The organism is Pectobacterium actinidiae, assembly GCF_000803315.1.
In the GTDB taxonomy this organism is placed as follows: domain Bacteria; phylum Pseudomonadota; class Gammaproteobacteria; order Enterobacterales; family Enterobacteriaceae; genus Pectobacterium; species Pectobacterium actinidiae.
In genome coordinates this window covers 2,326,439-2,352,707 of the sequence record NZ_JRMH01000001.1, presented here as the reverse complement: position 1 = coordinate 2,352,707, position 26,269 = coordinate 2,326,439, and the positions used below count along the sequence as shown (strand labels likewise).

Sequence of the window (26,269 nt, the reverse complement as noted above, 5' to 3'; positions counted from 1 at the left end):
ATCTGGTTATATTTCATGTCTTTTTATGATGGTGCTTTTTTGTATTCATTTATTATGAATATTTCTGCTAACAAAATCTGTTATTCATATTTATTTTTTACATCTTTATGCAACATTCTTCTTATTCTGTTTTTTGCTATAGCTGTGGTTTTTATTATGACTATTTATTGCTGTGAATAGCGCTAGCATGCTAACGGATAGTCGCTGAAAATAAGGAAACATCGTGGGATATAAACTCAGTTTATTAGATCAAAGCCCCATCGCCGAAGGAATGAGTGCGTCGCAGGCGTTGGCGCAAACCGTGTCGCTGGCGAAAGTGGCGGAAGCGCTTGGCTATCATCGCTTTTGGGTTTCCGAGCATCATAATTCTGATGAGTTGGCGGGATCGTCTCCCGAGGTCTTGATCACTTGGCTATTGGCACACACCACGACGCTACGCATTGGCTCCGGCGGCGTGATGTTGCAGCACTACAGCCCGTATAAAGTTGCGGAGAATTTCCATGTGATCAGCGCACTGGCGGGCGGGCGTGTGGATTTGGGGATCGGCAAAGCGCCGGGCGGGTTGCCGCTGGCGACGCGGGCGCTACAGCAGGAAATCGGTGAGGTGCAGCGAGTTGCCTTTACGGAGAAGCTACATCAACTGAACCATTTTCTCGACAGCCATGACGAGACGACCGAACGTCTGAACGCGACGCCATTACCTGAACAAACGCCACAGCGCTTTCTGCTGGGTGCCAGCCAGGAGAGTGCGCGATTAGCTGCCTCGCTGGGCTGGAGTTTTGTGTTCGCCGGGTTCATTAACGCCAGTGAAACGCTGCTGACGGAGTCTCTCCTGAGCTATCGGGAGTTGAAGCCCGCCAGCGCCCAGACGCTGCTGTCACTGTCGGTGATTGCCGCTGAACGTCATGAGGATGCGGAGGCACTGGCCAGCACGCAGCATAACTATAAAGTTTATATTGAGAACAAGCCGCCGCTGACGGTAGGCAGTCAGGAGCAGGCCGACAATTTCGTTCGGCAGGCGGGTGCGACGAATTTCCGTATCGAGCAGGAGCCGCGCCATGTGCTTTACGGCACGCCGGAACATATTCATCAGCGTCTGGAGAGCTACCATCAGCGCTTTGGTGTGGATGAATTCATCATCCATACGCCCGTGACATCACCCCGCGAGCGTGAAGCGTCGATTCGGCTGCTGGCACCGCGCTGAGCAATGGTCAAAAAATGTCAGAGCCGCGCTAGCGGTGTTTTTTCAGACAAAACCTTACATATTCCCCCTGTTTGACTGTTCTATACTCAGTAATAAGCAAGGTAAGTTTTACTGACAGAGAAGATGAATAGGGGGAAGAAAAATGATTGGTCTCAACCTAGTCTATCCAGTGTCATATAGCTCAATGCCTGACAAACCCGATCATGTTCAGGGTATCTCCCGCTCGTCGCAACTGTCTGGTTACCCTAATCAGGATGCGTCTAGCCGAACCCGGACGACGTACGACAATAACGCATCGGTCTTTAAGACACCCATAGCCGATGGGGTTAATCGCCCAACGGCAAATAACCAGCTTAATGTTTACGTTTAAGATGGTATCAAGCGGATAAAATGGGCAATCACGTACTGTAAACGATCGTTTTCAGTGCGTAGGTTGCCTTCTTTTTTCTCACTCTATTTGCATCAAACCCTCTTCAAAAAGCATCCTCTAAGTAGTCATTACGTAGGTCTAATCGCGTATTTTTTAACGTGTCGGCTTCCTAAACTTCGTCGCTTTTCGTTTCGGGATGGAAAATATCGTTTATCTGACGGAGGGGGAACGGTAGCGCTATGCCATCGATGGACGCTGTAAATATTTACAATATGTCCATTAACTTTAAAGGAGTGTGGAAGGCTAACCACACTCCTGAGAGGTAAGACTTACTTCTGGTACCTCATCTCCATTCCCTCGCCAGTTGCAATGCAAGGGAGATGAAATTCATTGTCTAAGCTAAAACTGTGGTTTAGTCGCCTTTTGCTGATCCATATATTTGCTCGTAGCGTTTTGCCAGGCGGGATCAAACAATCTCACAGTTGTACTGCCAACAGTCAGCTGGGCTGTATCGGGTTCACACCCCATACCTGACGTAGGCAACGGTTTTTTACACCATATTGGATTCATTCCACCACTTGAAATCGGTCCATATTTTGCGATTGCGGCTTCTTTCATTGCAGTTTCATTTTCTTTCGTCCACGGGATCTCATAGGTAATTAAGGACGCCGCCATGGAGTTAGATTGGTTGAGGGGAACACGTGGTTCAAAACTCACCTGCATACGGGTGCCATTATTTTCATATACAAGGTCCTGAATCTGCGGGCTACCATAAATAAGGGTAGCGTACTGACTTTTCATGGACTTAGAGGCTCTTATTTTATCCGCTGAAACACCAAAATTTTTTTGCATTGCCGCGCGAGCTTCTTCAACACTCATGCCAGTCTTTACGCCGCCGACATCGAAAGATGTTACATCAACCGAACGAACGGCGGGTGCTGAATAGGCAGGGGGAACAAGATAGGGCAGTGCCATAAAGATCGCAGGAGCCAATGCGAATAAATTTTTATTCATCTTCTTTCCTTTAACATTGATTTCAATATTCACCATCTACATCAGAAGTATGGGAGCCTGGCCACAACGCTGAGTATTGTTACATAATTTAACATATACGGGGGCGAGTATGAAAATGATCACACATTAGGATGATTTTATTGGGGTCTATTAATGTGTTCTGCATAAGCCATGTCTGCTCTTCGCGCAATGCAGCCTGTCAGGTTTGATGACGCTCAAACGGACGGATTACCGTACGGCCCGTTCTGAATGGAATCTCTGACCTGTAATTCTGACAAGAACAGATTTTCTTTCGAGAAATAGCCGCCGTCCAGCATCGCGATCAGGCGGTTAATCACTTCGTTGATCATATCGCTCACCGGATCTTTGACGCTGGAGAGCGACGGCTTCAAAAACGGGGCGGTGGGAATATCGTCGAATCCGACGACAGAAACGTCGCGCGGCACGGCAACGCCAGCCTCATCCAGTGCTTTTATCGCGCCAATCGCCATCTCGTCATTGCTGGCGACAACGGCGCTAAACGATACCCGGCTATCGCGTAGGGCAGTAATCGCGAGCGATCCGCTGTGCGGCGTCCATTTTCCTCTCACAATCAGTTCATCCCGTATCGCGATATTGGCCGCCGTCAGGGCATCTTTATAGCCGGAAAGGCGTTCGATAGCCGTCGGCGAATCCAGTGAGCCGGTGATAAAAGCGATATCTCTGTGACCGCGCGCGATCAGATGCTGCGTAGCGTTATAGCTGGAACCCTTATGATCGCAGCAGATGCAGTGGCTCTGATGTTTCCGCAGTTTACGGTTGACCACCATGATCGGCTGCTTGTGCTTCTCGATGATGTCGTCCATCTCATCTACGTTGAGAAAACGGGGATAGATGATGATTGCATCGCAGCGCAACCCCAGCAGGAATTGAATCGCGGCTCTTTCTTCATCGGCGCTGTGTTTGCCATCGACCAGAATCAACTGACGCCCGTTGTCTTCCAGCTTCTTAGCGGCCTGTGACAGCAGTTCGTTAAAATAGCTGCCGTTGTAGAGCGTGTTGGTCACCACCAAACCAATACAGGCTGATTTGCTGGTCGCCAGATTCCGCGCCAGTAAATTGGGCCGATATCCCGTCTCCTCAATGGCCTGATAGACCAGTGCTTTGGTTTCTTCACTGGTATAGCCTTTGCCCGATAGCACGCGCGACACCGTTGCTTTTGATACGCCTGCTTTCTTCGCCACTTCCTGCATTGTCGACATGAGACATCCTGAGACGTTGAATACTCCCATCATTTTACACACTTTATATCGCTCATACGTCAAGTGCCTGCGCGTTGATCGCAAGGGGATGAGTGCGGGTGCGATCGAGGTAAGAATTACATTTCCATGGCGATCGTCATCACATAAGTAAAATATTATAAATTACTCTATTGAAATCTAATCAACATATAAACACTATCATGTGGAACCGGTTACCCATCGGCGTTTCATCACGTTGCATGGAGCAAGGATACCGGCATGAATACTTTCATAACGGTATGAAATTGAATAATAAATGTGCGTAGACCAAGTGATATTGCCGCTTTAGACGCGCTGAGCGGTGTGTTGAGTTTGGTGTCGCGTGCACGATTACGAGAGATTGTTTATCCATGTCAAAGAATTATGCGGCTGTATCCCGTTCGATCGTCGATGCCATCGGTGGTGCTGATAACATCGCTGCCGTGACGCACTGTATGACTCGTCTGCGCTTTGTGCTGAAAGATAATGATGCGGCGAATGTGGCCGAATTGAAGGCGATAAGCGGCGTGTTGGGCGTCGTGAAAAATGATAACCAGTGTCAGGTCATCATTGGCAACACCGTTTCTCAGGCCTACGCGGAAGTGGTGAAACTGCTGCCGGAAGGCGCGGAGGCTGAAAAAGCCGTACCGGTGAACAATAAAATTACGCTGCGACGCATCGGCGCGGGGATTCTGGATGCGCTGATTGGCACGATGTCACCGCTCATTCCAGCGATTATCGGCGGCTCGATGGTGAAACTGCTCGCCATGATCCTCGACATGACCGGGCTGTTTGAAAAGGGGGCATCGACGATAACGATCCTGAATGTGATTGGTGACGGCGCATTCTTCTTCCTGCCGATCATGGTGGCAGCATCTGCGGCAGTAAAATTCAAAACCAATATGTCACTGGCGATTGCTATCGCTGGGGTGCTGGTTCATCCGACGTTTATCGATCTGATGGCAAAAGCGGCGCAGGGTCAGCAGGTGGTGTTTATGGGGCTGACCGTCACGGCGGTGAAGTATACCTACACCGTCATTCCGGCGCTGTGTATGACCTGGATTCTGTCTTATATTGAAAAATGGGTAGACCGCATTACGCCAGCGGTGACCAAAAACTTCCTGAAGCCGATGTTAATCGTGCTGATTGCGTCCCCGATTGCCATCATGCTGATCGGCCCGATTGGGATCTGGATCGGTAGCGGCATTTCTGCGGTGGTGTACACCGTGCATGATTATCTGGGCTGGCTGTCCGTTGCCATCATGGGCGCTATCTGGCCGCTGCTGGTGATGACCGGTATGCACCGTGTGTTTACGCCGACTATTATTCAAACCATCGCCGAGACGGGAAAAGAAGGCATGGTGATGCCGTCTGAAATCGGTGCGAACCTGTCGCTGGGTGGCTCTTCACTGGCGGTTGCCTGGCGCACCAAAAACCCGGAGCTGCGCCAGACGGCGCTGGCTGCGGCGGCATCGGCTATTGTTGCTGGGATCTCTGAACCTGCGCTGTACGGTGTGGCGTTGCGTCTGAAGCGCCCGCTGATCGCCTGTTTAATTACCGGTTTTATCTGTGGTGCCGTTGCGGGTATCGGCGGTCTGGCAAGCCATTCAATGGCCTCGCCGGGGCTGTTTACCAGCGTGCAGTTCTTCGATCCAACCAATCCGATGAGTATTGCCTGGGTATTTGGCGTCATGATTCTGTCCGTCGTGATTTCCTTCTTCGTCACCTTGCTGCTGGGTTTTGAAGACATCCCGGTAGAAGACCAACCGGAAGAGAAACGCGTACAGAGCGATGAGATTTCCGTGCCGCAGCACGCAGCGAACACGAATTAAATGAAGCACTAATTAGTACGAAGGAGAAGAGCGTATGTCTGCATCAACATTTCCCAATGGGTTCTTATGGGGGGGCGCGATTGCGGCCAATCAGGCAGAAGGTGCGTACCTCGAAGGCGGTAAAGGGCTGACGACGGTGGATATGATTCCCCACGGCGTGAATCGTCTGCCGGTGAAACTGGGGCAAGAACCGCGCTTTGCGCTGCGTGAGGATGAGTTTTATCCCAGCCATCAGGCGATCGATTTCTACCATCGCTATAAGGAAGATATTGCGCTGATGGCAGAAATGGGGTTCACGGTGTTCCGCACCTCTATCGCCTGGAGCCGACTTTACCCAAACGGGGATGAGCTGACACCCAACGCGGACGGTATAGCCTTTTATCGCGATATGTTTGCCGAGTGCAAGAAGTACAACATTGAGCCGCTGGTGACGCTGTGCCATTTCGATGTGCCGATGCATCTGGTTACCGAGTACGGTTCATGGCGTAACCGGAAAATGGTGGAATTCTTCTCTCGCTATGCCCGAACCTGCTTTGAAGCCTTCGATGGGCTGGTGAAATATTGGCTGACGTTTAATGAAATCAATATCTTGCTGCATAGTCCGTTTTCTGGCGCGGGGTTGGCGTTTGCCGACGGGGAAAATCAGGAGCAGGTGAAATACCAGGCTGCGCACCATGAATTGGTGGCGAGCGCGCTGGCGACGAAGATTGCGCATGAGGTTAACCCGGAAAATCAGGTTGGCTGCATGCTGGCTGGCGGCAATTTCTATCCGTGGTCGTGCAAACCGGAAGATGTCTGGGCGGCGCTAAATAAAGATCGAGAGAACCTATTCTTTATTGATGTGCAGGCGCGCGGCACTTATCCGGCGTATACGAGCCGCTTGTTTAAAGAGAAGGGCATCACGATTGTGTCAGAGCCGGGCGATGATGAGATTCTCAAGAATACGGTAGATTTTGTGTCCTTCAGCTATTACGCCTCCCGCTGCGCCTCGGCGGATATGAACGAGCAGAATAGCAGCGCGGCGAACATCGTGAAATCGTTAAAGAACCCGCACATCAAGGCGAGTGAATGGGGTTGGGGAATCGATCCGCTGGGTCTGCGCATCACCATGAACATGATGTATGACCGCTACCAGAAGCCGCTGTTTTTGGTAGAAAACGGGCTGGGTGCGAAGGATGAGATTAACGCACAGGGCGAGATTGATGATGACTATCGCATCAGCTACCTGCGCGAACACATCAGCGCGATGGCGGACGCGATTGGTGACGGTATCCCCGTCATAGGCTACACCTCGTGGGGTTGCATCGATCTGGTTTCTGCTTCTACCGGTGAAATGAGCAAACGCTATGGTTTCATCTATGTCGATCGCGACGACCGGGGAGAAGGGACATTAGCCAGAAAGAAAAAGAAATCGTTCTACTGGTACAAGAAGGTTATCGCCAGCAACGGGTCTGACCTGAGCTAAAGGCAATAAGGTTGCTCAGCTATTTCTGCTCTAGCCCCCTGACGGAGACGTTTGGGGGCTATTTTTTTCCAACAATACGAAGAACGTGAATTGTGGTTTTGGCTTGTTTGTGCATAATCGAGCAATTAAATTGCACTTAATCGAGCATTGGTGAGCATTACGGTGCATCCCCCTATGCTTAATGACGACGTCATGCCAACACGATAGGAAGGTAAAACATCATGAGTCAGTCGCTTCCCGATATTGCTTTTTTTCACGAACTCGCCACGTTGGCCAGTCAGGAAACGTTACCGCGTTTTCGTTCCCTTAGTGCAAACCAAATAGAGACGAAGCCGAAAGAAGGCTTTCGCTTTGATCCGGTCACGGAAGCTGACCGAGAGGCGGAGCGGGTCATCCGCGAGCACATCACGCGTCATTACCCCGATCACGCGATTATGGGGGAAGAATTTGGCCTGAGCGGGGAAGGCCCAGTGCGCTGGGTCTTGGATCCGGTGGATGGCACCCGGCCTTTCTTATGTGGCTTACCCGTATGGGGAACGTTAATCGGTCTGCTACACCATGAACGCGCCGTGATGGGGATGATGAGTCAGGCGTTTACCGGAGAGCGTTTCTGGGCCGATGGTTCACAGGCCTGGCATAGCGATCGGCAGGGAGAAAAGCGCTTAAGCACGCGCAAAGGCGTGTCGCTCGAACAGGCGATTCTTCACACTACCGCCCCGGAAGCGCTGAGTATGCATCCCGCAGTTCGCTTCGCAGCTCTAACCGAGAGTACGCTGATGACGCGCTACGGCGGCGAGTGTTATGCGATGGCGATGCTGGCGGCTGGCCAGATTGATATCTGCGTGGAATTTGGATTGCAGCCTTACGACATTGTTGCGCTGATCCCGATTATTGAGCAGGCGGGCGGCATCATTACCGACCTCAACGGGCAGCGGGTGGAAGCAGGCGGCACGGTGGTCGCGACCGGTAGCCCGGATCTGCACCAACAGGTTTTAGACATTCTGAACGGAACGCGGTCTGCATAACCCTCTGACAATGTGAAAGACGATAGCTGAAAAGGAATCATGATGAGAGTGGCACACGTGGCGTTATGGACGGCCGATCTGGCTGCTCAGGCAGCATTTTGGCAGGAATTTTTCTCCGCTCAGGTGGGGGAAAAGTATGTGAGCCGGAATCGTCCCGGTTTTGAATCGCACTTCGTTCAACTTGGCGAGGGGGCTTCCATTGAGCTGATGACGCTACCAGTGTTGGCGGAAGCCTTAAGCAATAAAGAAGGCTGCGGCTGGGCACATGTTGCGATTTCGGTTGGGAGCAAGGCGGATGTGGAAGCGTTAGCCAGCAAAGCGGCGGAACGCGGCATTCTGGTTGCCCAGCCTCGAATGACGGGGGACGGATTTTATGAAGCGATCGTCAGCGACCCTGATGGTAATCTGATTGAGATAACGTCAGACTGATTAGGGAACCACTTTGTATGCTGCACAAACTGCCTTCATTCGATCGACAACATACTGCGATGCTGATTTACGCTGGTGAAATCCGGTTCGGTCCTCCTTATTTTTCGCTGTCCATCGATGGAAAAGCACTGGAAGGGCGCGTTTTCGGCAAAGACATGCTGTGGTCGCCGGATTCTCGCTATTTGGTCGTGCAGGAGTGGCTCTCTACGGCGGAACGCGACGGCCCGCAAACGGCTTTACTCTGTATTGATGTGCTCGAAGAACGGCAATGTCAGGTTTCTCAGGCTGCGGGAGGATTTATCGTCCCCGTGCGTTTCGAGGACGATAAGTTGGTCTATGAGAAACAGTATTTTGGTGCAGAAAAAAACGGTATTACGGAATACGAGATCCCGTTTACTACACTTCCGCGCTGGGGGGCGCTGCGACTGGGTTGAACTCTCAATCTTCCCAATGGAACAGCGCATCGAACTGTGTGAAGCCGCGAGCTGTGAGCACTGTCGGCACGCGAGTCCCGGTGGGTAGCAACGATGTCAACTGTTCCTTATAAGCGCGCACAAGCCCACACTTCTCTAGTGCTGATTGAACCTGCTGGCTCAATTCAATAACGGCTGGCGTTTCCAACCTATCGATCATCTCCATGTCTGGAAGTGCTTGAGAACCGCCCTGAGCGTGCCAGTGTTTCTCACTCTCCATAAAAACGAAATAGGGCGACAGGCGGCTTAATAAAACGGTCAATCCGGTGTGCTCTTCACCATAGTGAACCGGGCGTTTGGCATTAAAATCCGGCATGTTCTTATAAAACCAGGCGTCGACAAAAGACGCATACCCAGAGCCGTAGTGATTCCATTCTATCCTCGATTTGGTGTGGGTCACGCGCATGACCTGTGCGCAAATCCCTTTAAAATGCTTTTCGATCGCCTGTTCATCATTACTTACCCAGGGGTATTCATCCGAAATACACTGTGCCACGGGCTGTAAAAGACATGTGACATCGTGCGGAGAAAGCAATGGCGAGACGGCTTGATGAATTTTACTTGCTGAATCACGTGCCATTTTTCGCTCCTTAAGTAATGGCTTAGCTTTCACAACAAACCGTATAAATTTCTTTCTACGGCAAACGCTTGCTGCGCCTATCTTAACATTCTAATTGAGTAACTCGTTTGCCTAGTTGGAGAAAGCTAGAACGGCGGGAGAAAGAAAACGCTGGTGCGATGCGGGTTGTGTGCTGTCTGCAAGGTCTCTGGCAGGGTAACCCCGCCGACTTTAATATTATTAGACAAAACCAAACGCTCAATGATTTTTCATGGTTTAATTGTTATATTATAACATAACAATTGGTGCGTAGGGAGATTATCGCGACGAAGGTTTAAAAGCTCAACATTCGTGGTGATGAATCATCCTGAAGCGGAAAAGTAAAAATGCAAACGACCTTGAATCATTAGAGAGTGTGAAATATGGCGGACGTTGTAGCTCGACAGAAAACAGATGCAAGATTACCTGTGACCGTACTATCCGGCTTTCTCGGCGCGGGGAAGACCACGTTACTTAACCATATTCTGAATAATCGCGCTGGCCGACGCGTCGCGGTGATCGTCAACGACATGTCAGAAGTGAATATTGATGCTGCACTGGTGAGGGAGGGCGGCGCTGAGCTTTCACGGACGGATGAAAAGTTGGTGGAGATGAGCAACGGCTGTATCTGTTGCACGCTGCGTGAAGACCTGCTGATCGAGGTTAATCGGCTGGCGAAAGAAGGACGTTTTGATCAGTTGGTCATTGAATCAACCGGTATCGCGGAACCTCTTCCGGTCGCGGAGACCTTCACGTTTGCGGGTGACGATGGGCAAAGCCTTTCTGAAGTGGCTCGGCTGGATACGATGGTGACCGTTATCGATGGATATAATTTCTTAAAAGATTACACGTCGGTGGACAGCATCCATTCACGCGGAGAATCGTTAGGAGAGGGGGACGAGCGCAGCGTGGTGGATTTGCTGATCGACCAGATCGAATTCTGCAATGTCATTATCCTCAACAAAACCGACCTTATTGATGCGGCACAACAGCAGAAGTTGGTTGCGATTGTTCGTTCACTGAATCCGGGCGCAAAAATACTTCATGCGCAATTTGGTGCTGTGCCGTTGAACGAGGTGCTCGACACGGGATTGTTTGATTTCGACAAAGCGGCGCAGGCCCCTGGATGGTTGAAAGAGCTACGCGGCGAGCATACGCCTGAAACGGAGGAATATGGCATCGCCAGCTTTGTTTTCCGCGCGCGTCGGCCGTTTCATCCTGCCCGCTTCGCGCAGGTCATGGAAAACTCGCTCACCGGAGTTGTCAGATCTAAAGGCTATTTTTGGTTGGCAAGCCGTCCGGAATATGCCGGATCGTGGTCTCAGGCCGGCGGCGTGGCGCGTCAGGGGCTGGCTGGTTCATGGTGGGTCAGCGCGCCAAAAGAAAGATGGCCGACAGATAGTGAATCGCTAGATTACATTCGTTCCATATGGGTGGATGGCGTGGGTGATGCGCGGCAGGAACTGGTGTTTATCGGTATCGATATGGATGAATACGCACTGCGAACCCGTCTGGAAGCCGCACTGCTGACGGACAAAGAAATGGCAGAAGGGCTGGCGATGTGGCTCAATTATCCGGATCCGATAGCGCCTTGGTTTGCGTCATAATGTGTGGGGAATCTAAAAAAATCTGATTGCTCAGGCGGTGAGGGGATTTATCGTCCCCGTACGTTTCGAGGACGATAAACCGATCTATGAAAAACAGTATGTTGATGCAGAAAGAAACGGTCTCACAGAGTACGTGATCCCGTTTTACCGCGCTTCTACGCTGGCGTGCGCTGCGGCTGCGTCAGATTTCATAGAGAACATTATGCGCTTCTGTCGGCGAAGGGAGTTCCCATTTCGTCAGCATACCTTGCAGCGTTTTATTGCTCAATGTGGTGTCACGTTTCCCGTTGCGGCGCAGTAATTCCTGACGCGGACGCTCCAGATAGACGATCTCCACATCTGCGCCGTAGGCATAACACAGATCCAACGTGCGGGTGCGCATTTGCTGGCTGAGATGCGTGGCATTCCATACGAACGGTGCATGTGTTCGCAGCAGCGAGCGTGCTTTGTCAGTCGCCCAATGCACCGCTTTCCCTTCATTTTCGCCATGTTTCAGCCCCAATTCTGTTCGCGCATCGTCGAAAGAAACCACGGGTAAATTGGGCCGATGCGTTCGCACCCAGGTGTCTTTTCCCGAAGCCGGCAAACCGCACATCACGGTGACCTTTGAACCCGGTTCCTGAAACAGTGGGTAGTCTGGGTGCACATCGGCTCCACGAAAATAACTCAAGCGTGTATGAGCATCGACAAACGCTCTCGGCTGACCGTAACAGCCTTCTTCCCGCGCCAGTTCGCGAAACAGCTCAATACTGTCGAGCACGCGCGCTTGATCCTGACAGATGCGCCCACGCATATCGGCTTCCGCCAGCGTTGCCAGCAGCGGAATGCTCAACTGCCATGACAGCTCGCGAATCGTAAAGATCGGCGACATCCGACGGCGTTCATCCTCAAGGCAGTAAAACGGCACTTGATGCACCGAAATTAACCGGCAAATCGCTTCCCGAATCGCAAACGGAACGTCTGCATCCCACAGCAGCACCCGAGCGTCGATGGCTCCTTTGCGCGAATGCCCCGGTTGACCAATCTGACCCGTTACTGGGTCAATCACTGTCGTGCGGTATTTGGCAACGTCATGCAGCAATGCGGCAAAAAACAAGATTTCCTGCTGCTCGCGCGTGGCTGCCTGGTAATCGGGAAGCTGCAATAGCGACTCGACCACCATGATGGTGTGTGTCCAGACATCGCCTTCGCCGTGATAGCGTGGCTCCTGCGGCGTCTCTTTGGCGCGTTGAAGCACCGGGAACGCATCCAGACAATCTGCAAAATCTGGCTGTACGCCAGAGACGGGGACTAATCCCCTGATAGTATTCCACTCCATGAGAGGTGCACTCCTTACTTATTGGGCATGGCGGCGGCGAGTGCGTCCAAAGAACGCAGCGTATTCAGCCCCAGCATTTCCCAGGATACTTGTGGACAAGGCGCGTACAGATCAACGCCTTCAGCCAGTTGGTTCGGCAGAATTGGGCGTCGGGAATGATGCGATCCGCTGTCCAGAATGGTCTGGATAAAGTCATGGCGCACCAGCTTGTAACGTGCCAGTACCTGTTCATCATCTTCAACCTTCAGATACAGGCCTTCCGAACGATCCGATTTATCGGTTTGCTGCCAGCACAGCGCGAGCGGTAAGCCTTCACGCTGCACGGTGGATTCAAACGCCGTCTTCCAGTTCTGGCTTTTTGCCAGCGAACGGAACACCAGCTTCCACAACAACGCCGGATTTGTTGGCATCTCCCCGGCATAGAGCACCGGAACGGACAACACGGGTGAACCTGCCAGCATCGCGTGTCGGCGCGCCGTCGATAAAAAAATGCCGTCACGACGATCGTAAAGATCAAATTCGTGAAAATAGTGCGGCAACCGGTCGTAAAACACGGAATGCTTGCTGTACGCCCATTCGCCGTACATCACGAAGCGGTCTTCCAGCAGCTCAAGAAAACGCATTTCGTGCGCGGTTGCCCAGAGCTTGAACTGATTGAACTGGCGCTCCCGCGAGCCACCAGCCAGATAGTGGCCGCGCGATTGGAGCAGGAGTTCCGCCGTTTCATTGAAGGACACGCCGCTGTTCGCGCCGTCGATCTTTTCTTCGATCACGACGTAACGACCTGCCAATGCTTTCAGTGAAATTTGATCCGACGCATCATCGCCGGGCTGTAAACGCGAACCTTCCAGATGAGGAGTACGCGGATATTTTACTAACGGTATTGAATGTAAATACATGTTTTTCGCCTGCTGCGTTATTGGCGCAGCCAGGCCCATCTATGAAAAAAGAGGGCCGACGAACGTGTTCTGGCGCGAGTCTATAGGCTGTCCACTGGCATTCCAGAGGTCAGAGTCGCGGGGGTAGGAGGCGGAAGATTCATTTTCTGCTCCGCGCAATGGCAGAAAGAAAAGGGGAACGCGTACCGCAGCCAACGCTGGCGCAGACTGCGCCGAATCGAGGCTGCTTAATGCAGTCGTCGGCGGTTAGAGGGGGGCTGACGTAAAGGGCACTTTGGGGCTCCACATGACACATTGGGGGTGAGTAAACGGCGCGATTCTAGCGAAGGAATTATCCGACAACAAGTTTTTGTATAAAAAATGCTATGCTTTCCTGTCGTTGTAGAACGTGTTGTCGCGTTTAAACGTGATCAGAATAGCGATCGGTGAGAGAAAGAAATGCACACAATGAATCGTAGAGGAAAATAATGAAAATCAGTGCGATAAAGAAAGGGATTGCGAGTCTGTTACTGGTGCTGCCGTTGCACGGATTTGCCGAGACAAAAGATCCAGATTTGTTCGTTGGCTATACCACGCAGGATCTTACCGATGCATTACCTGCACAGCTGTTGAACATGATTCAACGAGACAAAGTGGTTGATGCGGCAAACCACATGGTGCAAACCGAGTATGTTGACCCTACGACAGGCAATAAGGCGTTGGTTTCACTCTTCATGCTGCCGCCAGATAAAGATGGCAACGTCCCGATTGCCTCCAAGCCTAGCGATCTGGATGCGGTGATCGCCAGTACCGAAAAAGAGATGCTGCGCCAGCGCATCAAGCCCGACCAGCGTGCGGGTAACATTGATGATGCGACGCCTTTTCGCTGTTTACAAACGATTCTGAATAACAAAGTTCTGCATTCGCTGTGCTCGACGCTGATTAAAGGACGCGTGCTGGAAGTGCAGGCGATCAACACGGTTGAAAATACTCAGGATGAAGCTGGGCTGAATAAGATTATTGGGCAACAAAATGAGTTTGTTGTCGGGATGGGAAAAACGCTGCTGGCGCTTAAGAAGTCATCTTCGCCGACTCAGTAGAGCAGGCGTTAGCGGCGACAGACTGCCATTGTTCTTCATCAACATTCCTGAGCGAAGGCGAGCACCTTCGCTTTTTTTGCACCAACAATCCCCCGGTTCTCCCTTGCCAGATTCTCTACGTTCGTGCATAACTTGCCGGAGCCAGAGGGGCAATGCCTGAAATCATCAGGACGACACTGACATTCATGACGAATAATCTTCATCACGAAACGACATCGGATAAACGCTATGCTTTTTTTACTCGTTTTGGCTGTGATTGCAGTCGCCGTTTACGGCTGGTTAAAACAGCCGCAGTATGTATCACCAGAGGTAAAGCCCCAGCCGGAAAACCCACTCTTTCGCGATGGCGCGTTTCATAACCCGGTTGCTCGCCCGACGGTGGATAGCCAGAACCGGTTCGCGCTGCTGTATCGCTTTCTTTTCGAGAAAGACGCTGGCGCGCTACCTGATGCCCGGTTGCCGTCGGAAAAAACCAATCTGCATCAGTTGAGTAAAACGGATGACGTCATCATCTGGATGGGACACTCCAGCTATTTTATTCAACTGGAAGGGAAAACGTTCCTGCTGGATCCGGTATTTAGCGACAACGCCTCGCCAGTGCCGCGCACCAATGTCGCCTTTAAGGGCAGCAACGTGTATACAGCGGACGATGTTCCCGAAATCGACTATCTGCTGATCACCCACGATCACTGGGATCATCTGGATTACCCCACGCTGAACGCGCTACGCGGGAAAATCCGCCGTATTGTCACGCCAACTGGCGTGGGTTCCTATTTTGTAAAATGGGGTTTCCCGCAGAAAGATATTACGGAAGGCGGCTGGTTCAGTTGCCTGAAAGAGAACGGGGTCGACATTCATGTGCTTCCTACACAGCATTTTTCCGGTCGACTCCTGAAGCATAACCAAACGCTGTGGGGATCATTTGCGCTGATCACGCCACAGTATCGCCTGTATCTCGGCGGGGACAGCGGCTATGGCGCGCATTACAAGGAGATCGTTGCGCGTCTGGGTGGATTCGATATCGCAATACTGGAATGCGGGCAATACGATCGGGATTGGCCTCACGTTCACATGACGCCGGAAGAGAGCGCACGGGCAGCCAGTGATTTGCAGGCCAAAGCGGTATTGCCGAGCCATAACAGCAAATTTAAGCTGGCGCACCATCGCTGGAACGATCCGCTGGAGCGAATTGCACAGGCCAGCGAAAATCAAGACTGGCGCTTAATGACCCCCCGCATTGGTGAATGCGTTCAGGTTGATAATCCGCAGCAGACGTTTAGCCAGTGGTGGTGTTCTCGTCTAGACAGCTAGGTTTATAGTTATGGACGTTTACTTGAATACTGGTAAACAGGCACAGTAAGGTGGCTCGAGAATCAACGCGGTTTAGCGGTATCATGCCGCCTGCTACCCGATCATGCTTCGTGAAAATCGATAGCAAAACCTTGTGCTTTCCAGTGAGCGAGTTGTTCACTCTGGCTACGAGATAGCGTTTTACCTGTCCATACAAGAATGTGCTGACCAGGAAAGAGTTCCGGGCGGGGCGAGCTGAGCGGTTCCGCCAGCACCTCAATGTGCCAACCCTGCTGCGAAAGACGCCACGCTTCTAGCCATAGGCGAGTGCGGTCATCGGTATCCCATGCGATCAGTAATGCATTTTTACCTTTTTTCTTACGTGTCTCAGCAAGGCATAGAACAGCATATTCAATGAGTACACCATCCAGCAGGCTAGACATCGTGCGTGACGTGTTTTGATCAAGACTGAGGCGCTGACGTACGGGGATAAAAACATGATCGATGATTGCATCGGCAGGGTGTTCGCTACTTATTGCCATAATCATGGTTCGCAATTTGGCGGGGCGAACATGACGTAGTACCGTCATCATCTCTTCCTGAAATGATGACCAGCCATCATTGATGGCAACGCTTTTTTCTTCTAGCAGCGCTTTAACCTTACCAACAGGAACGCCGCTTTCTACCCAACGCTTAATTTCTTTGATTCGCTGAATATCGCTTTCATCAAACTGGCGATGCCCACCTTCGCTACGTTGCGGTTTCAGCAATCCGTAGCGCCGTTGCCAGGCACGCAGTGTTACAGGGTTAATTCCACATCGCTCGGCTACGTCACCGATACTATAAAAGGTCATTGACTCCCTCATGTTAAAAACCTACCAGCCTGCACCTAAAACTAACGAATCAGAGCAAGTTGTACAAATTTTTTTTTACTGTACAGGTAAGCTAGCCCCACCATATTCCCCGATATCGTGCTTATTTAAAAAACGGATTTTTTTTCTGGCCAGGCAATCGCGGGGATTCTACCTATCTCTGGTTTGGCAAACAGATATCCCTGAAACAGAGAAATTCCCGCAGATTCGAGCCACATCCACTCTTCGGGCTTTTCAACACCTACGGCAGAAACTGAAATTTCAAGTGAGGTACAGCATTTGATAATCGCTTGAATAATAGCCTGACGAGAGCCACTTCTGTGTACATCCTTGATGAGATCTCGATTAATCTTGATCCGGTCTGGTTGAAATTGGGCAAGTAATAACAGCCCAGCAAATCCCGCTCCAAAGTGATCAATGGCTAAGCGGATACCCGCGGCTTTCAACAGCCTGACAGCATCAGTAAATTCGTCAAAGCGTGAGATAACCTCACTTTCAGTAAATTCAATAATGACCTGTTCTGGAACCAGCCCATGCGCCTGAATTTCCTGCAAAAGAAAGTTGACTGCCTGGGGGATCTTAACCAACGTCATAGGCCTAAGATTAACAGACAGACTCTGTTCTCCTATCGGTAACGCTGAGGCCATGGCAAATGCAATTTTTTTACTTCTGAGGTCTGCTTCGTAGATTTCATCGTCTGTCAGCCCCTCGAAATAAGCATGGGGGGGGGCACCCGATGGCGTACGGATCAAGGCTTCCAGCGCCACTATTTGTTGAGAAAGTGGGTCGATAATCGGTTGGAATGCAAAGCTACAGTCAGATGCTTGATCTGCGGCAACGACTTTTGACAGCGCGGCATTGTCATCGAGAACAAATTCCCATGAGTCAGCAGGGGGAATTTCAAAGTAGTTCTCTTTTTCTCTGTCTTCAACGAACGTTCTAAAGAATTGGAGTGCCCGATCATCATAGGTTAATTGATACTTAGATGTGCCTTTATCCAGTAAATTCTGCAGTACTTCATGCCTGTCATACTTTCTTAAATCAACGAGTTCCATCCCTACTTTACCAAACCGGCGCGATGGTGCGTAGTCACATAAAAGCTCTACAACGTTATAGTGACGAGGGTCTTCGCAGATATTGCGGTAGATAGGAATAACATTTTCCTCAGGCCCCTCAAGCAGTTGGAAAAAATGGGTGCCGTTGAAAAGCAAAATTCCTGTTACGTCAGCCTGGCTATTCTTTTCATTTGCAGCAGCCACCATGTCTTCTAGTGTGTTAATCGGAATATTGTCGCAGAGATGGCTACGGTAAATGATGGTAGTGAGCATGGTTGTTCCGAGGCAAAAATGAATGATTCAATACAGTAGCAGATGGTTATCTACACGTCTTGTAGGGAATGACGCTTGTTTCAAAGATAATGGGAGGATGTAATGCCTTGGCATGACTACGCTTTTCCTGATGTATTGATTGTTTGATTTGTGTTTTCTTGAATCTGTTGGATGTGTACAAGTTCATTAGGTCGCTGTAGTGTTGATTTTTTCAAGTAATTGAAATGTATTGCAATTTATTTTTGCCGAAGATTTTTCGAAAAAACCTGTACAATTTTTATGTACGAACTCCTCGTTTTTGTATAAGTTTAACAATAATTTCACTGATTACTAAAGATTAAAGGAGTGACATATGCATCAGAATGGTTACATTCCAGATACTGCTAATGCCATTACCCGGTATTTCAACAAAGCGACTTTGCCTAGCCAGCAGGAAACGTTAGGGCAAATTGTCGTTGAGATCCTGAGCGAAGGAAAAAACCTAAGCCGAAAAGCCATCTGCGATAAATTGTTGCGTCGGGTTGAGCTGGCTTGCGATGCCGAAGAAGAAAAACACTATTACACGTTAATCGGTCTGCTTTTTGATCGTTAAGCGCACCAATAAATGTTTTAGATTGATGTTATCAAAGTCAACTCTGTCAGGAGGCAGTGAAGGTTTCGCCTAGGTGCGGTAATTTTTTCTGGCTCTTCCATCAGAGCAACTGACTAATGCCGCGTTCCGCTCCGATCATTGCGGCGACCAGAGACGCAGTTATGAAAAGTAGTGAAATTAATCAACTGACAGATGAACTAATCGGAGAGGCGGTATTGTCCCTCCTCAAGGAACATTGTCCCATCAGCCTTCAGGCGCTTATTGTGAAGCTGAAAGCAATGGAATCTCATGAAGCTAACAGGTTGCGGCGAGAGACAATGGCACGAATTATTGCTGAAATGAGCCACAATAATGGTGCGACTGTAAATATCAGCCCAACGAATGAGCAAAGCGGTAGGGACAATGGAGACATGGGTAATGTCTATCCATTGTTTGGCGACAACCAGCAGGGTAGTTCCGATAAAAAGCACTGACAGTATCTAATGACAAATAAATCAATAACGGTGTGAATACATGAGTCAGACTATACTTAAAGAGTCAGAAAATTATGCAGATATCCCAGATACGATCCTGTCTGAGTATTTTCGTAATGCAGGCGATATGCTGGCAGATGAATCCGCAATGCTCGGTGCGGTTATTCGCAGTATGCTTGCCAGGGGTGAGCCCCTGACCAATAAAACGATTATTCTGCGTCTGATGGGATTACTTGAGTTAACGGATGACGTGGTTAAGGTCGATATTATTCGTAAGACGTTGGAAATCATCGTGGATCATACAACGGACGATATTTGAACCGATGATGAAACCCCGCCCGATTTACGTGATGAGGCTTATCTTCACTTCCCGTTGAGCATTTCAACTGCGTTTCCATCAAATTATCTCAGGCGTCATGAAATGAAAAATCCACGCAACTGCGTGGATTTTAGGGTGTTTGTCGGTCTTCATGAGATGTTGTGATATCCCATGAGACAACCGAATCAAATTAGACGTTGAACAGGAAATTCATCACATCGCCATCTTTTACGATGTATTCCTTACCTTCTGAACGCATTTTTCCGGCTTCTTTTGCACCTTGTTCACCTTTGTAGGTGATGAAGTCTTCATAGGCGATAGTCTGTGCGCGGATGAAGCCTTTTTCGAAGTCGGTGTGGATCTTACCGGCGGCCTGCGGTGCGGTGGCGCCGACAGGGATTGTCCATGCACGAACTTCTTTCACACCAGCGGTGAAGTAAGTTTGCAGATTCAGCAGTTCATAGCCCGCACGGATTACGCGGTTCAGGCCTGGTTCTTCTAAACCTAACTCAGCCATGAATTCTTCACGGTCTGCATCATCCAGCTCCGCAATATCGGATTCAACGGCGGCACAGACAGCGACGACGACAGAACCCTCAGCGGCTGCGATTTCGCGCACTTTATCGAGGTATGGATTGTTTTCGAAACCGTCTTCGTTGACGTTGGCGATGTACATCGTTGGCTTCAGCGTAAGGAAGCTCAGGTAGCGGATGGCTGCTTTATCTTCATCGCTTAAATCCAGCGAACGCAGCATGCCAGCGTTTTCCAACTGTGGTAAACATTTCTCTAACGCGGCCAGTTCGGCTTTAGCATCTTTATCGCCGCCTTTCGCTCTCTTCTGCACGCGATGAATGGCGCGTTCACAGGTGTCGAGGTCAGACAGGGCTAATTCAGTGTTGATGACTTCGATGTCATCAGCTGGATCAACTTTATTGTTTACGTGGATAATGTTGTCGTTTTCAAAGCAGCGTACAACGTGGCCGATGGCTTCCGTTTCACGAATGTTAGTCAGAAACTGGTTACCTAAGCCTTCGCCTTTAGACGCACCTTTTACCAGACCGGCGATATCGACAAATTCCATCGTGGTAGGAAGGATACGCTGTGGCTTAACGATTTCAGCCAGTTTGTCCAAACGTGGATCAGGCATTGGTACTACGCCAGTATTCGGCTCGATGGTACAAAACGGGAAGTTGGCCGCTTCGATGCCGGCTTTGGTCAACGCATTGAACAGAGTGGATTTACCGACGTTAGGCAGCCCAACGATACCGCATTTGAATCCCATGTTTATATCACCTTAAATAACTTATTAATCAGGCAATTACTATCTCTTGCCTGTCAGAATGGAAATATTTCGGCCGATTATACACGGAATAGCGATTTATCTCGATCTACCATCCGCATTCTGACCAGATTATGCCGCTTTGAAGGCATGCAAGCGGTTCATCGCTTTGATCATGTCTTCTTTCATCAGGATTTCTGTGCAGCGTACGGCTTCGTCAATGGCATCGTCGATCAGCGTCTGCTCGCTCATCGGCGGTTTTCCCAGTACAAAACCGGTCACTTTGCTTTTATCACCCGGATGGCCGATACCAATGCGTAAACGATGGAAGTTCGGGGTGTTGCCCAATTTACTGATGATGTCTTTCAGACCGTTGTGGCCGCCGTGGCCGCCACCCAGCTTAAGTTTGGCAATTCCCGGTAATAAATCCAGCTCATCGTGTGCAACCAGAATTTCATCAGGCTGAATACGGTAGAAGGTGGCCATTGCCGCGACGGCTTTTCCGCTCAGGTTCATGAACGTAGTGGGAACCAGCAGGCGTACATCTTGCCCAGCCAGGCTCAGGCGGGAGGTGTAGCCGAAAAATTTGCTTTCTTCTTTTAGCGGCTGACGGTAAGAATCCGCCAGACGGTCGACAAACCAGGCACCCGCATTATGGCGAGTGGCGGCGTATTCAGCGCCGGGATTCGCCAGGCCGACAATTAATTTAATGCTGCTCACGGTATATTCCAGATTACGTGCTTAAACTTACGCAGGGTAGTGTGATAATAAGAACGCTAGTTTACACACCGTGTGGTTGATAGCCAAATCTCGGTGTCGGAATGTAAATGCAGTGTTATTTGTTTAGCTATGTGATTATTGGGGTTTTTGTCTATTTATTTGTTTAAACGTAAAAAAATATTAATCATTCCCCTTATCTGTGATCCCTCCCGCAATCATCCAAGTACATTATTGTCTATAATTACATCAATGATAAGACAGTAAACAGTAATGGCACTCCGATTCATCCACAGAATTAATCTGGAGGTGGCAGATGAAACGCAAGAACGTGGCTGCATTAGGTAATGTGTTGATGGGGCTTGGTATGATTCTGATGATTGGTGGCATTGGCTTCTCCATCGCCAGTCAGTTTCCTAAGCTAAATGTCCCTGAATATATGACTTACATTGATCTGGTCAGTATTTTTTCTGGCGCAATATTTTGGTTGGTGGGAGCGCGCATTAGCGGGCGTGAGGAAGTTGCAGACCGTTATTGGTGGGTTAAACACTTCGATAAACGTTGCCGCCGCCAGCACCATCCATAGGTGTTAATAAGAATAAATATTAGAGCCGCTGTAGCCTCGCTATGGCGGTTTTTTTATACGTCAGAAGCGGTAAAAATAAGAAAGCCACCTTGTGACAGGTGGCTTCATCATTATCGTTTGTGATCGGTTACCCGATCAGCGGCGATTAATGTTCAAACATCGCAGAAATAGATTCTTCGTTACTGATACGACGAATCGCTTCGGCCAACATTCCGGACAGCGTCAACGTACGAACATTCGGCAGTGAACGAATGTTTTCCGCCAGCGGAATGGTATCGCAGACAATCACTTCATCAATGACAGAGTTCTTGATGTTCTCGTAAGCATTGCCTGAGAAGATTGGGTGTGTGGCATAAGCGAATACACGTTTAGCACCACGTTCTTTCAGCGCTTCCGCCGCTTTGCACAGCGTGCCACCGGTGTCGATCATATCGTCAACCAGTACACAGTCACGACCAGCGACGTCACCGATGATGTGCATCACCTGAGAAACGTTGGCACGTGGACGGCGCTTGTCGATGATCGCCATGTCGGTATCGTTCAGCAGTTTAGCGATTGCGCGGGCACGCACAACGCCACCGATATCAGGAGAAACCACGATCGGGTTTTCCAGATTCTGTTGCAACATGTCTTCCAGCAGGATCGGGCTACCGAATACGTTATCTACCGGGACATCGAAGAAACCCTGAATCTGCTCAGCGTGCAGATCAACAGTCAGGACACGGTCAACACCCACGCTGGACAGGAAGTCAGCAACGACTTTCGCGGTGATTGGCACACGTGCGGAACGCACGCGACGATCCTGACGGGCATAGCCGAAGTAGGGGATAACGGCGGTAATACGTCCCGCGGAAGCGCGACGCAGAGCATCAACCATCACAACCAGTTCCATCAGGTTGTCATTGGTGGGTGCACAGGTGGACTGGATGATGAAAATATCACCACCGCGTACATTTTCATTGATTTGCACGCTGACTTCGCCATCGCTAAAACGACCGACAGCGGCGTCGCCAAGGCTAGTGTACAAACGGTTGGCAATACGTTGTGCTAGTTCCGGGATGGCGTTACCAGCAAAAAGCTTCATATCAGGCACGAGAAGAACCTCAGGCTTGCGTCCAGAGAAATATTGCACCTGCCAAGCAAGGAAGAACAACAGGTACAATATGCATACGGGTGTATGAATTAAGTTTGCTACAGACTGGCCGCGTGGCAGCCGGTGTGTGGCAAAACCTAACGTTGCCCAGAAAGCGTACGTTGTAGCGGAGAGATATTAACACCTCTCGCGACGAAACCGTTTAACCATTCCGGGGCCTGGTCAAGCACCTGACGGGCTGCGGACTCGGTGTCAAACTCTGCAAACACACAAGCTCCCGTTCCAGTCAGGCGCGCCGGGGCATATTCTAGCAGCCATGAAAGTAGCTGTTCAACCTCACGAAAACGTTTTCTTGCGATAGCTTCACAATCATTGACGAAGGTCTGGTTTAATAAAGTTTCTAAATCACGAATTGGCGAATTTCGCGTCAACTCAGGATCGCCGAAAATCAACGGTGTGGAGATACTTACGCCAGGGTGGGCGACCAGATACCATTTCTCTGGCGGATTCGCAGGTGTTAACTGTTCACCAATACCTTCGGCAAAGGCAGCATGCCCACGAACAAAGACGGGAACATCTGCACCTAATTGCAGGCCCAATTCGGCCAACGTATCAACGTTCAGCCCGCTTTGCCACAAATGGTTGAGAGCGACCAAAACGGTCGCCGCATTGGATGACCCACCGCCAAGCCCACCGCCCATTGGCAGGCACTTATCGATGCTGATGTCTGCGCCGAACCGGGCAGGGCGAATAGCATGGCGTTCGCAGTGTTGCTGTAATAAGCGTGCGGCGCGGACGATCAGATTTTGCTCGTTCGCTACCCCGTCGACAGGAGTAAGCAGGTTAATCTGGTCGTCATCACGTGGTCGAATCGTCAGGGTATCGCCGTAATCCAGAAACTGGAATAGCGTTTGCAACAGGTGGTAGCCGTCCTCTCTCTGACCGGTAATATACAGGAACAGGTTCAGTTTGGCGGGGGCAGGCCATGTCTCGATAACCGTCGGTTGCATCGCTTATTTAACCATCCAGTTATTCATCTTCAGCTTAATACGCTGTTCACCCTGAATCAGCTCCAGGCTGGTTGGCAGTGGAGGTGTCAGCTCGGTGTTGTAACTCTGATAGCTGACATTCCAGTTTTGATTGCCTTGGCGATAGGTGATGGTTTTCAGCAGGTAGCGTTCATCCAACGTGAATTCGGTCGCATCACCTGGGATGCCGAGAATCCATTTGCGCAGATTGTTCAGCGGGATCGCCATGCCAGTCAGTTGCTGAATCATGTATTCGGCATCCTTACCCACGTAACGCTTGCCCTGATTATCGGTGATTTGCACGCCGTCAGGCTGGGCTCGCAGTTCTAATTCAGTACTGCCAAGTGGGTTGGTCAGCAGCAGCCGATAACGCTGCGGCGGTGTGTCCTGCCAGAAGAAATTGGCTGATACTTTTTTACTATCGGAGATATAGGCAAAAGCGCCGCGGGTCTGATATTGGCTGAGCTGCTGGACCTTTTGCTGATGCTGTTGCCACTCTGGCGAGGTGGGGCTTGTACCCGTTTGTGTTGGTTGATTAACACTACAGGCGGCGAGCAATACGCTGGCTAAAGGCAGTAAACGCAGGCATCGGACGGTTTTGGTTGGCATGTCGGTCGTATCCTGTAAATGAACGAAGTCCGTAAAATACGTCACGCTAACGGGCTTACTGCTCAGCGTCAATGATTGTTATTCGTTAATGGCGTTTATTGTTTTTTGTCAAAAAGTGACTACCTCGGACGAGGTGTATCGCGTGCTGTCGCTTTTCTTGCACTCCTGCATCAAGTAGAATGCGGTTCAAACGAAATCCATACTAAGACCGGTATTACTCAGAAACAGCCTAATGACCCTGCTTGCGCTTGGTATTAATCACAAAACCGCACCGGTTTCTCTGCGTGAACGCGTTGTGTTCTCACCAGATAAACTCGGCGTGGCCCTCGACAGTCTGCTACAGCAACCGCTGGTGCAGGGCGGCGTTGTGCTGTCTACCTGCAATCGTACGGAACTCTATCTTAGCGTTGACGAACAGGAAAACCAGCGGGAGCAACTGATTCGCTGGTTATGTGAGTATCACCAATTGCGCCCGGAAGACGTCAACGACAGCCTGTACTGGCATCAGGATAACGCCGCCGTTAGCCATTTGATGCGCGTTGCCAGTGGTCTGGATTCTCTGGTGTTAGGCGAACCGCAGATTTTGGGGCAGGTCAAGAAGGCGTTTGCCGAATCACAGCGTGGTCATTCCTTATCTAGCGAGCTGGAGCGGCTGTTCCAGAAATCGTTTACCGTTGCCAAGCGGGTTCGTACGGAAACGGATATTGGTGCCAGCGCGGTGTCGGTGGCATTTGCCGCCTGTACGCTGGCGCGACAGATCTTTGAATCACTGGCGGATGTCACGGTGCTGCTGGTTGGTGCCGGAGAAACCATTGAACTGGTCGCTCGCTATCTTCGCGAGCACAAGGTGCAGAAAATGGTGATTGCGAACCGCACCCGTGAACGCGCGCAGGCGCTGGCAACGGAAGTCGGTGCAGAAGTCATCACGCTGGCAGAGCTGGACGAACAGCTCGTCCATGCTGATATCGTGATCAGTTCAACGGCAAGTACGCTGCCGATTATCGGAAAAGGGATGATGGAACGGACGCTGAAGGCGAGACGGAATCAACCAATGCTGATGGTGGATATTGCGGTTCCGCGTGATATTGAGCCGGAAGTCGGCAAATTGCCGAACGTTTATCTCTACAGCGTGGACGATCTGCATGCGATCATTCAGCATAACCTCGCGCAGCGCAAAGCGGCGGCGGTGCAGGCTGAATCTATCGTGCAGCAGGAAAGCTCCGACTTCATGGCGTGGCTGCGTGCGCAGTCTGCGGTGGAGACCATTCGTGATTATCGCGCTCAGGCCGATGAATTGCGTGCGGAAATGACGGCCAAGGCGCTGGCTGCCATCCAACAAGGCAATGACGTTGAAGCGGTGATTCAGGAACTGACACACCGTTTAACCAACCGTCTGATTCACGCGCCGACCAAATCCCTTCAGCAAGCCGCTCGTGACGGCGACCAAAATCGGTTACAAATTTTACGTGACAGCCTTGGGCTGGACTAGCATTCATCTCTATTACAGGATT

26 protein-coding genes are annotated in these 26,269 nt (G+C 50.4%); 14 read left to right on the top strand and 12 right to left on the bottom strand.

Annotation, left to right across the window (positions count from 1 at the left end; all coding sequences use genetic code 11):
• The first annotated feature begins 223 nt into the window (after positions 1-223).
• Positions 224-1,204, top strand: a complete 981-nt coding sequence (locus KKH3_RS09995) for an LLM class flavin-dependent oxidoreductase (protein ID WP_039358827.1) — start codon at positions 224-226, stop codon at positions 1,202-1,204.
• A gap of 769 nt (positions 1,205-1,973) precedes the next feature.
• Here the strand turns inward: KKH3_RS09995 and KKH3_RS09990 are convergent.
• Positions 1,974-2,588 carry a hypothetical protein gene (locus KKH3_RS09990; protein ID WP_039358824.1) on the bottom strand — a complete coding sequence of 205 codons (615 nt, stop codon included), beginning with the start codon at positions 2,586-2,588 and terminating at the stop codon, positions 1,974-1,976.
• Positions 2,589-2,803: 215 nt separating this feature from the next.
• Positions 2,804-3,829: a LacI family DNA-binding transcriptional regulator gene (locus tag KKH3_RS09985; RefSeq protein WP_039358821.1), complete on the bottom strand. Its 1,026-nt coding sequence runs from the start codon at positions 3,827-3,829 to the stop codon at positions 2,804-2,806.
• A 389-nt stretch (positions 3,830-4,218) separates the two neighbouring features.
• Here KKH3_RS09985 and ascF point away from each other — a divergent pair, with 389 nt between their 5' ends.
• The 5 genes from ascF (at position 4,219) to KKH3_RS09960 (ending at position 9,032) form a co-directional block, all read left to right on the top strand.
• Entirely contained in the window at positions 4,219-5,679 is a 1,461-nt protein-coding gene (ascF, locus tag KKH3_RS09980) for a PTS cellobiose/arbutin/salicin transporter subunit IIBC (protein ID WP_039358818.1), read from the top strand.
• 34 nt (positions 5,680-5,713) lie between these two features.
• Complete coding sequence (locus tag KKH3_RS09975) at positions 5,714-7,144, top strand: 6-phospho-beta-glucosidase (RefSeq protein ID WP_039358816.1); 1,431 nt, start codon at positions 5,714-5,716, stop codon at positions 7,142-7,144.
• Positions 7,145-7,365: 221 nt separating this feature from the next.
• Positions 7,366-8,169 carry a histidinol-phosphatase gene (gene hisN / locus KKH3_RS09970; RefSeq protein WP_039358813.1) on the top strand — a complete coding sequence of 268 codons (804 nt, stop codon included), beginning with the start codon at positions 7,366-7,368 and terminating at the stop codon, positions 8,167-8,169.
• Positions 8,170-8,211: 42 nt separating this feature from the next.
• Positions 8,212-8,598, top strand: coding sequence for a VOC family protein (locus KKH3_RS09965; protein ID WP_039358810.1), 387 nt, complete (start codon positions 8,212-8,214; stop codon positions 8,596-8,598).
• A 17-nt stretch (positions 8,599-8,615) separates the two neighbouring features.
• A complete protein-coding gene (locus tag KKH3_RS09960) occupies positions 8,616-9,032 on the top strand; it encodes a hypothetical protein (RefSeq protein ID WP_039358808.1) in 417 nt (138 codons plus the stop codon).
• Positions 9,033-9,036: 4 nt separating this feature from the next.
• On the opposite strand, the gene KKH3_RS09955 is transcribed toward KKH3_RS09960, so the two are convergent.
• The gene (locus KKH3_RS09955; protein WP_039358805.1) at positions 9,037-9,651 is read right to left on the bottom strand and encodes a hypothetical protein; all 615 of its coding nucleotides are present in this window, start codon (positions 9,649-9,651) and stop codon (positions 9,037-9,039) included.
• Positions 9,652-10,052: 401 nt separating this feature from the next.
• Here KKH3_RS09955 and zigA point away from each other — a divergent pair, with 401 nt between their 5' ends.
• Positions 10,053-11,276 (top strand): zinc metallochaperone GTPase ZigA, encoded by a 1,224-nt coding sequence (gene zigA / locus KKH3_RS09950; protein WP_039358802.1) that lies wholly within the window; start codon positions 10,053-10,055, stop codon positions 11,274-11,276.
• A gap of 181 nt (positions 11,277-11,457) precedes the next feature.
• On the opposite strand, the gene KKH3_RS09945 is transcribed toward zigA, so the two are convergent.
• Positions 11,458-12,594, bottom strand: a complete 1,137-nt coding sequence (locus KKH3_RS09945) for an AAA family ATPase (protein ID WP_039358801.1) — start codon at positions 12,592-12,594, stop codon at positions 11,458-11,460.
• Positions 12,595-12,608: 14 nt separating this feature from the next.
• Positions 12,609-13,493, bottom strand: a complete 885-nt coding sequence (locus tag KKH3_RS09940; protein ID WP_039358797.1) for an RNA ligase family protein — start codon at positions 13,491-13,493, stop codon at positions 12,609-12,611.
• A gap of 467 nt (positions 13,494-13,960) precedes the next feature.
• On the opposite strand from KKH3_RS09940, the gene KKH3_RS09935 reads away from it, so the two are divergent.
• Both KKH3_RS09935 and KKH3_RS09930 read left to right on the top strand, forming a co-directional pair.
• Positions 13,961-14,572 carry a hypothetical protein gene (locus KKH3_RS09935; RefSeq protein WP_039358794.1) on the top strand — a complete coding sequence of 204 codons (612 nt, stop codon included), beginning with the start codon at positions 13,961-13,963 and terminating at the stop codon, positions 14,570-14,572.
• A 228-nt stretch (positions 14,573-14,800) separates the two neighbouring features.
• Positions 14,801-15,883 (top strand): MBL fold metallo-hydrolase, encoded by a 1,083-nt coding sequence (locus KKH3_RS09930; RefSeq protein ID WP_039358791.1) that lies wholly within the window; start codon positions 14,801-14,803, stop codon positions 15,881-15,883.
• Between the two features lie 101 nt (positions 15,884-15,984).
• Here KKH3_RS09930 and KKH3_RS09925 read toward each other — a convergent pair whose 3' ends face one another.
• Positions 15,985-16,716, bottom strand: a complete 732-nt coding sequence (locus KKH3_RS09925) for a MerR family transcriptional regulator (RefSeq protein ID WP_039358788.1) — start codon at positions 16,714-16,716, stop codon at positions 15,985-15,987.
• 125 nt (positions 16,717-16,841) lie between these two features.
• Positions 16,842-18,062: a diguanylate phosphodiesterase gene (locus KKH3_RS09920; protein WP_039358785.1), complete on the bottom strand. Its 1,221-nt coding sequence runs from the start codon at positions 18,060-18,062 to the stop codon at positions 16,842-16,844.
• 352 nt (positions 18,063-18,414) lie between these two features.
• Here KKH3_RS09920 and ycgZ point away from each other — a divergent pair, with 352 nt between their 5' ends.
• The 3 genes from ycgZ to KKH3_RS09905 all read left to right on the top strand — a co-directional run bounded on the left by ycgZ (position 18,415) and on the right by KKH3_RS09905 (position 19,446).
• On the top strand, positions 18,415-18,654 hold the full coding sequence (gene ycgZ, locus KKH3_RS09915) for a regulatory protein YcgZ (protein ID WP_039358781.1): 240 nt from the start codon (positions 18,415-18,417) through the stop codon (positions 18,652-18,654).
• 161 nt (positions 18,655-18,815) lie between these two features.
• Positions 18,816-19,127 carry a hypothetical protein gene (locus tag KKH3_RS09910; RefSeq protein WP_039362320.1) on the top strand — a complete coding sequence of 104 codons (312 nt, stop codon included), beginning with the start codon at positions 18,816-18,818 and terminating at the stop codon, positions 19,125-19,127.
• Between the two features lie 40 nt (positions 19,128-19,167).
• Positions 19,168-19,446, top strand: coding sequence for a biofilm development regulator YmgB/AriR family protein (locus KKH3_RS09905; RefSeq protein WP_039358779.1), 279 nt, complete (start codon positions 19,168-19,170; stop codon positions 19,444-19,446).
• A 190-nt stretch (positions 19,447-19,636) separates the two neighbouring features.
• Here KKH3_RS09905 and ychF read toward each other — a convergent pair whose 3' ends face one another.
• Together ychF and pth are read right to left on the bottom strand one after the other, a co-directional pair.
• Positions 19,637-20,728 carry a redox-regulated ATPase YchF gene (gene ychF, locus KKH3_RS09900; RefSeq protein WP_039275079.1) on the bottom strand — a complete coding sequence of 364 codons (1,092 nt, stop codon included), beginning with the start codon at positions 20,726-20,728 and terminating at the stop codon, positions 19,637-19,639.
• A gap of 129 nt (positions 20,729-20,857) precedes the next feature.
• Complete coding sequence (pth, locus tag KKH3_RS09895) at positions 20,858-21,445, bottom strand: aminoacyl-tRNA hydrolase (RefSeq protein WP_039358775.1); 588 nt, start codon at positions 21,443-21,445, stop codon at positions 20,858-20,860.
• 313 nt (positions 21,446-21,758) lie between these two features.
• Here pth and ychH point away from each other — a divergent pair, with 313 nt between their 5' ends.
• Complete coding sequence (gene ychH, locus KKH3_RS09890; RefSeq protein ID WP_039358771.1) at positions 21,759-22,028, top strand: stress-induced protein YchH; 270 nt, start codon at positions 21,759-21,761, stop codon at positions 22,026-22,028.
• A 145-nt stretch (positions 22,029-22,173) separates the two neighbouring features.
• Here the strand turns inward: ychH and prs are convergent, their stop codons facing one another.
• The 3 genes from prs to lolB form a co-directional block, all read right to left on the bottom strand.
• Complete coding sequence (gene prs / locus KKH3_RS09885) at positions 22,174-23,121, bottom strand: ribose-phosphate diphosphokinase (RefSeq protein ID WP_010274915.1); 948 nt, start codon at positions 23,119-23,121, stop codon at positions 22,174-22,176.
• A gap of 137 nt (positions 23,122-23,258) precedes the next feature.
• On the bottom strand, positions 23,259-24,131 hold the full coding sequence (gene ispE, locus KKH3_RS09880; RefSeq protein WP_039358768.1) for a 4-(cytidine 5'-diphospho)-2-C-methyl-D-erythritol kinase: 873 nt from the start codon (positions 24,129-24,131) through the stop codon (positions 23,259-23,261).
• 3 nt (positions 24,132-24,134) lie between these two features.
• Positions 24,135-24,758 (bottom strand): lipoprotein insertase outer membrane protein LolB, encoded by a 624-nt coding sequence (lolB, locus tag KKH3_RS09875; RefSeq protein WP_039358766.1) that lies wholly within the window; start codon positions 24,756-24,758, stop codon positions 24,135-24,137.
• Between the two features lie 232 nt (positions 24,759-24,990).
• On the opposite strand from lolB, the gene hemA reads away from it, so the two are divergent.
• Positions 24,991-26,247 (top strand): glutamyl-tRNA reductase, encoded by a 1,257-nt coding sequence (gene hemA, locus KKH3_RS09870; RefSeq protein WP_039358764.1) that lies wholly within the window; start codon positions 24,991-24,993, stop codon positions 26,245-26,247.
• Positions 26,248-26,269: the final 22 nt, after the last annotated feature.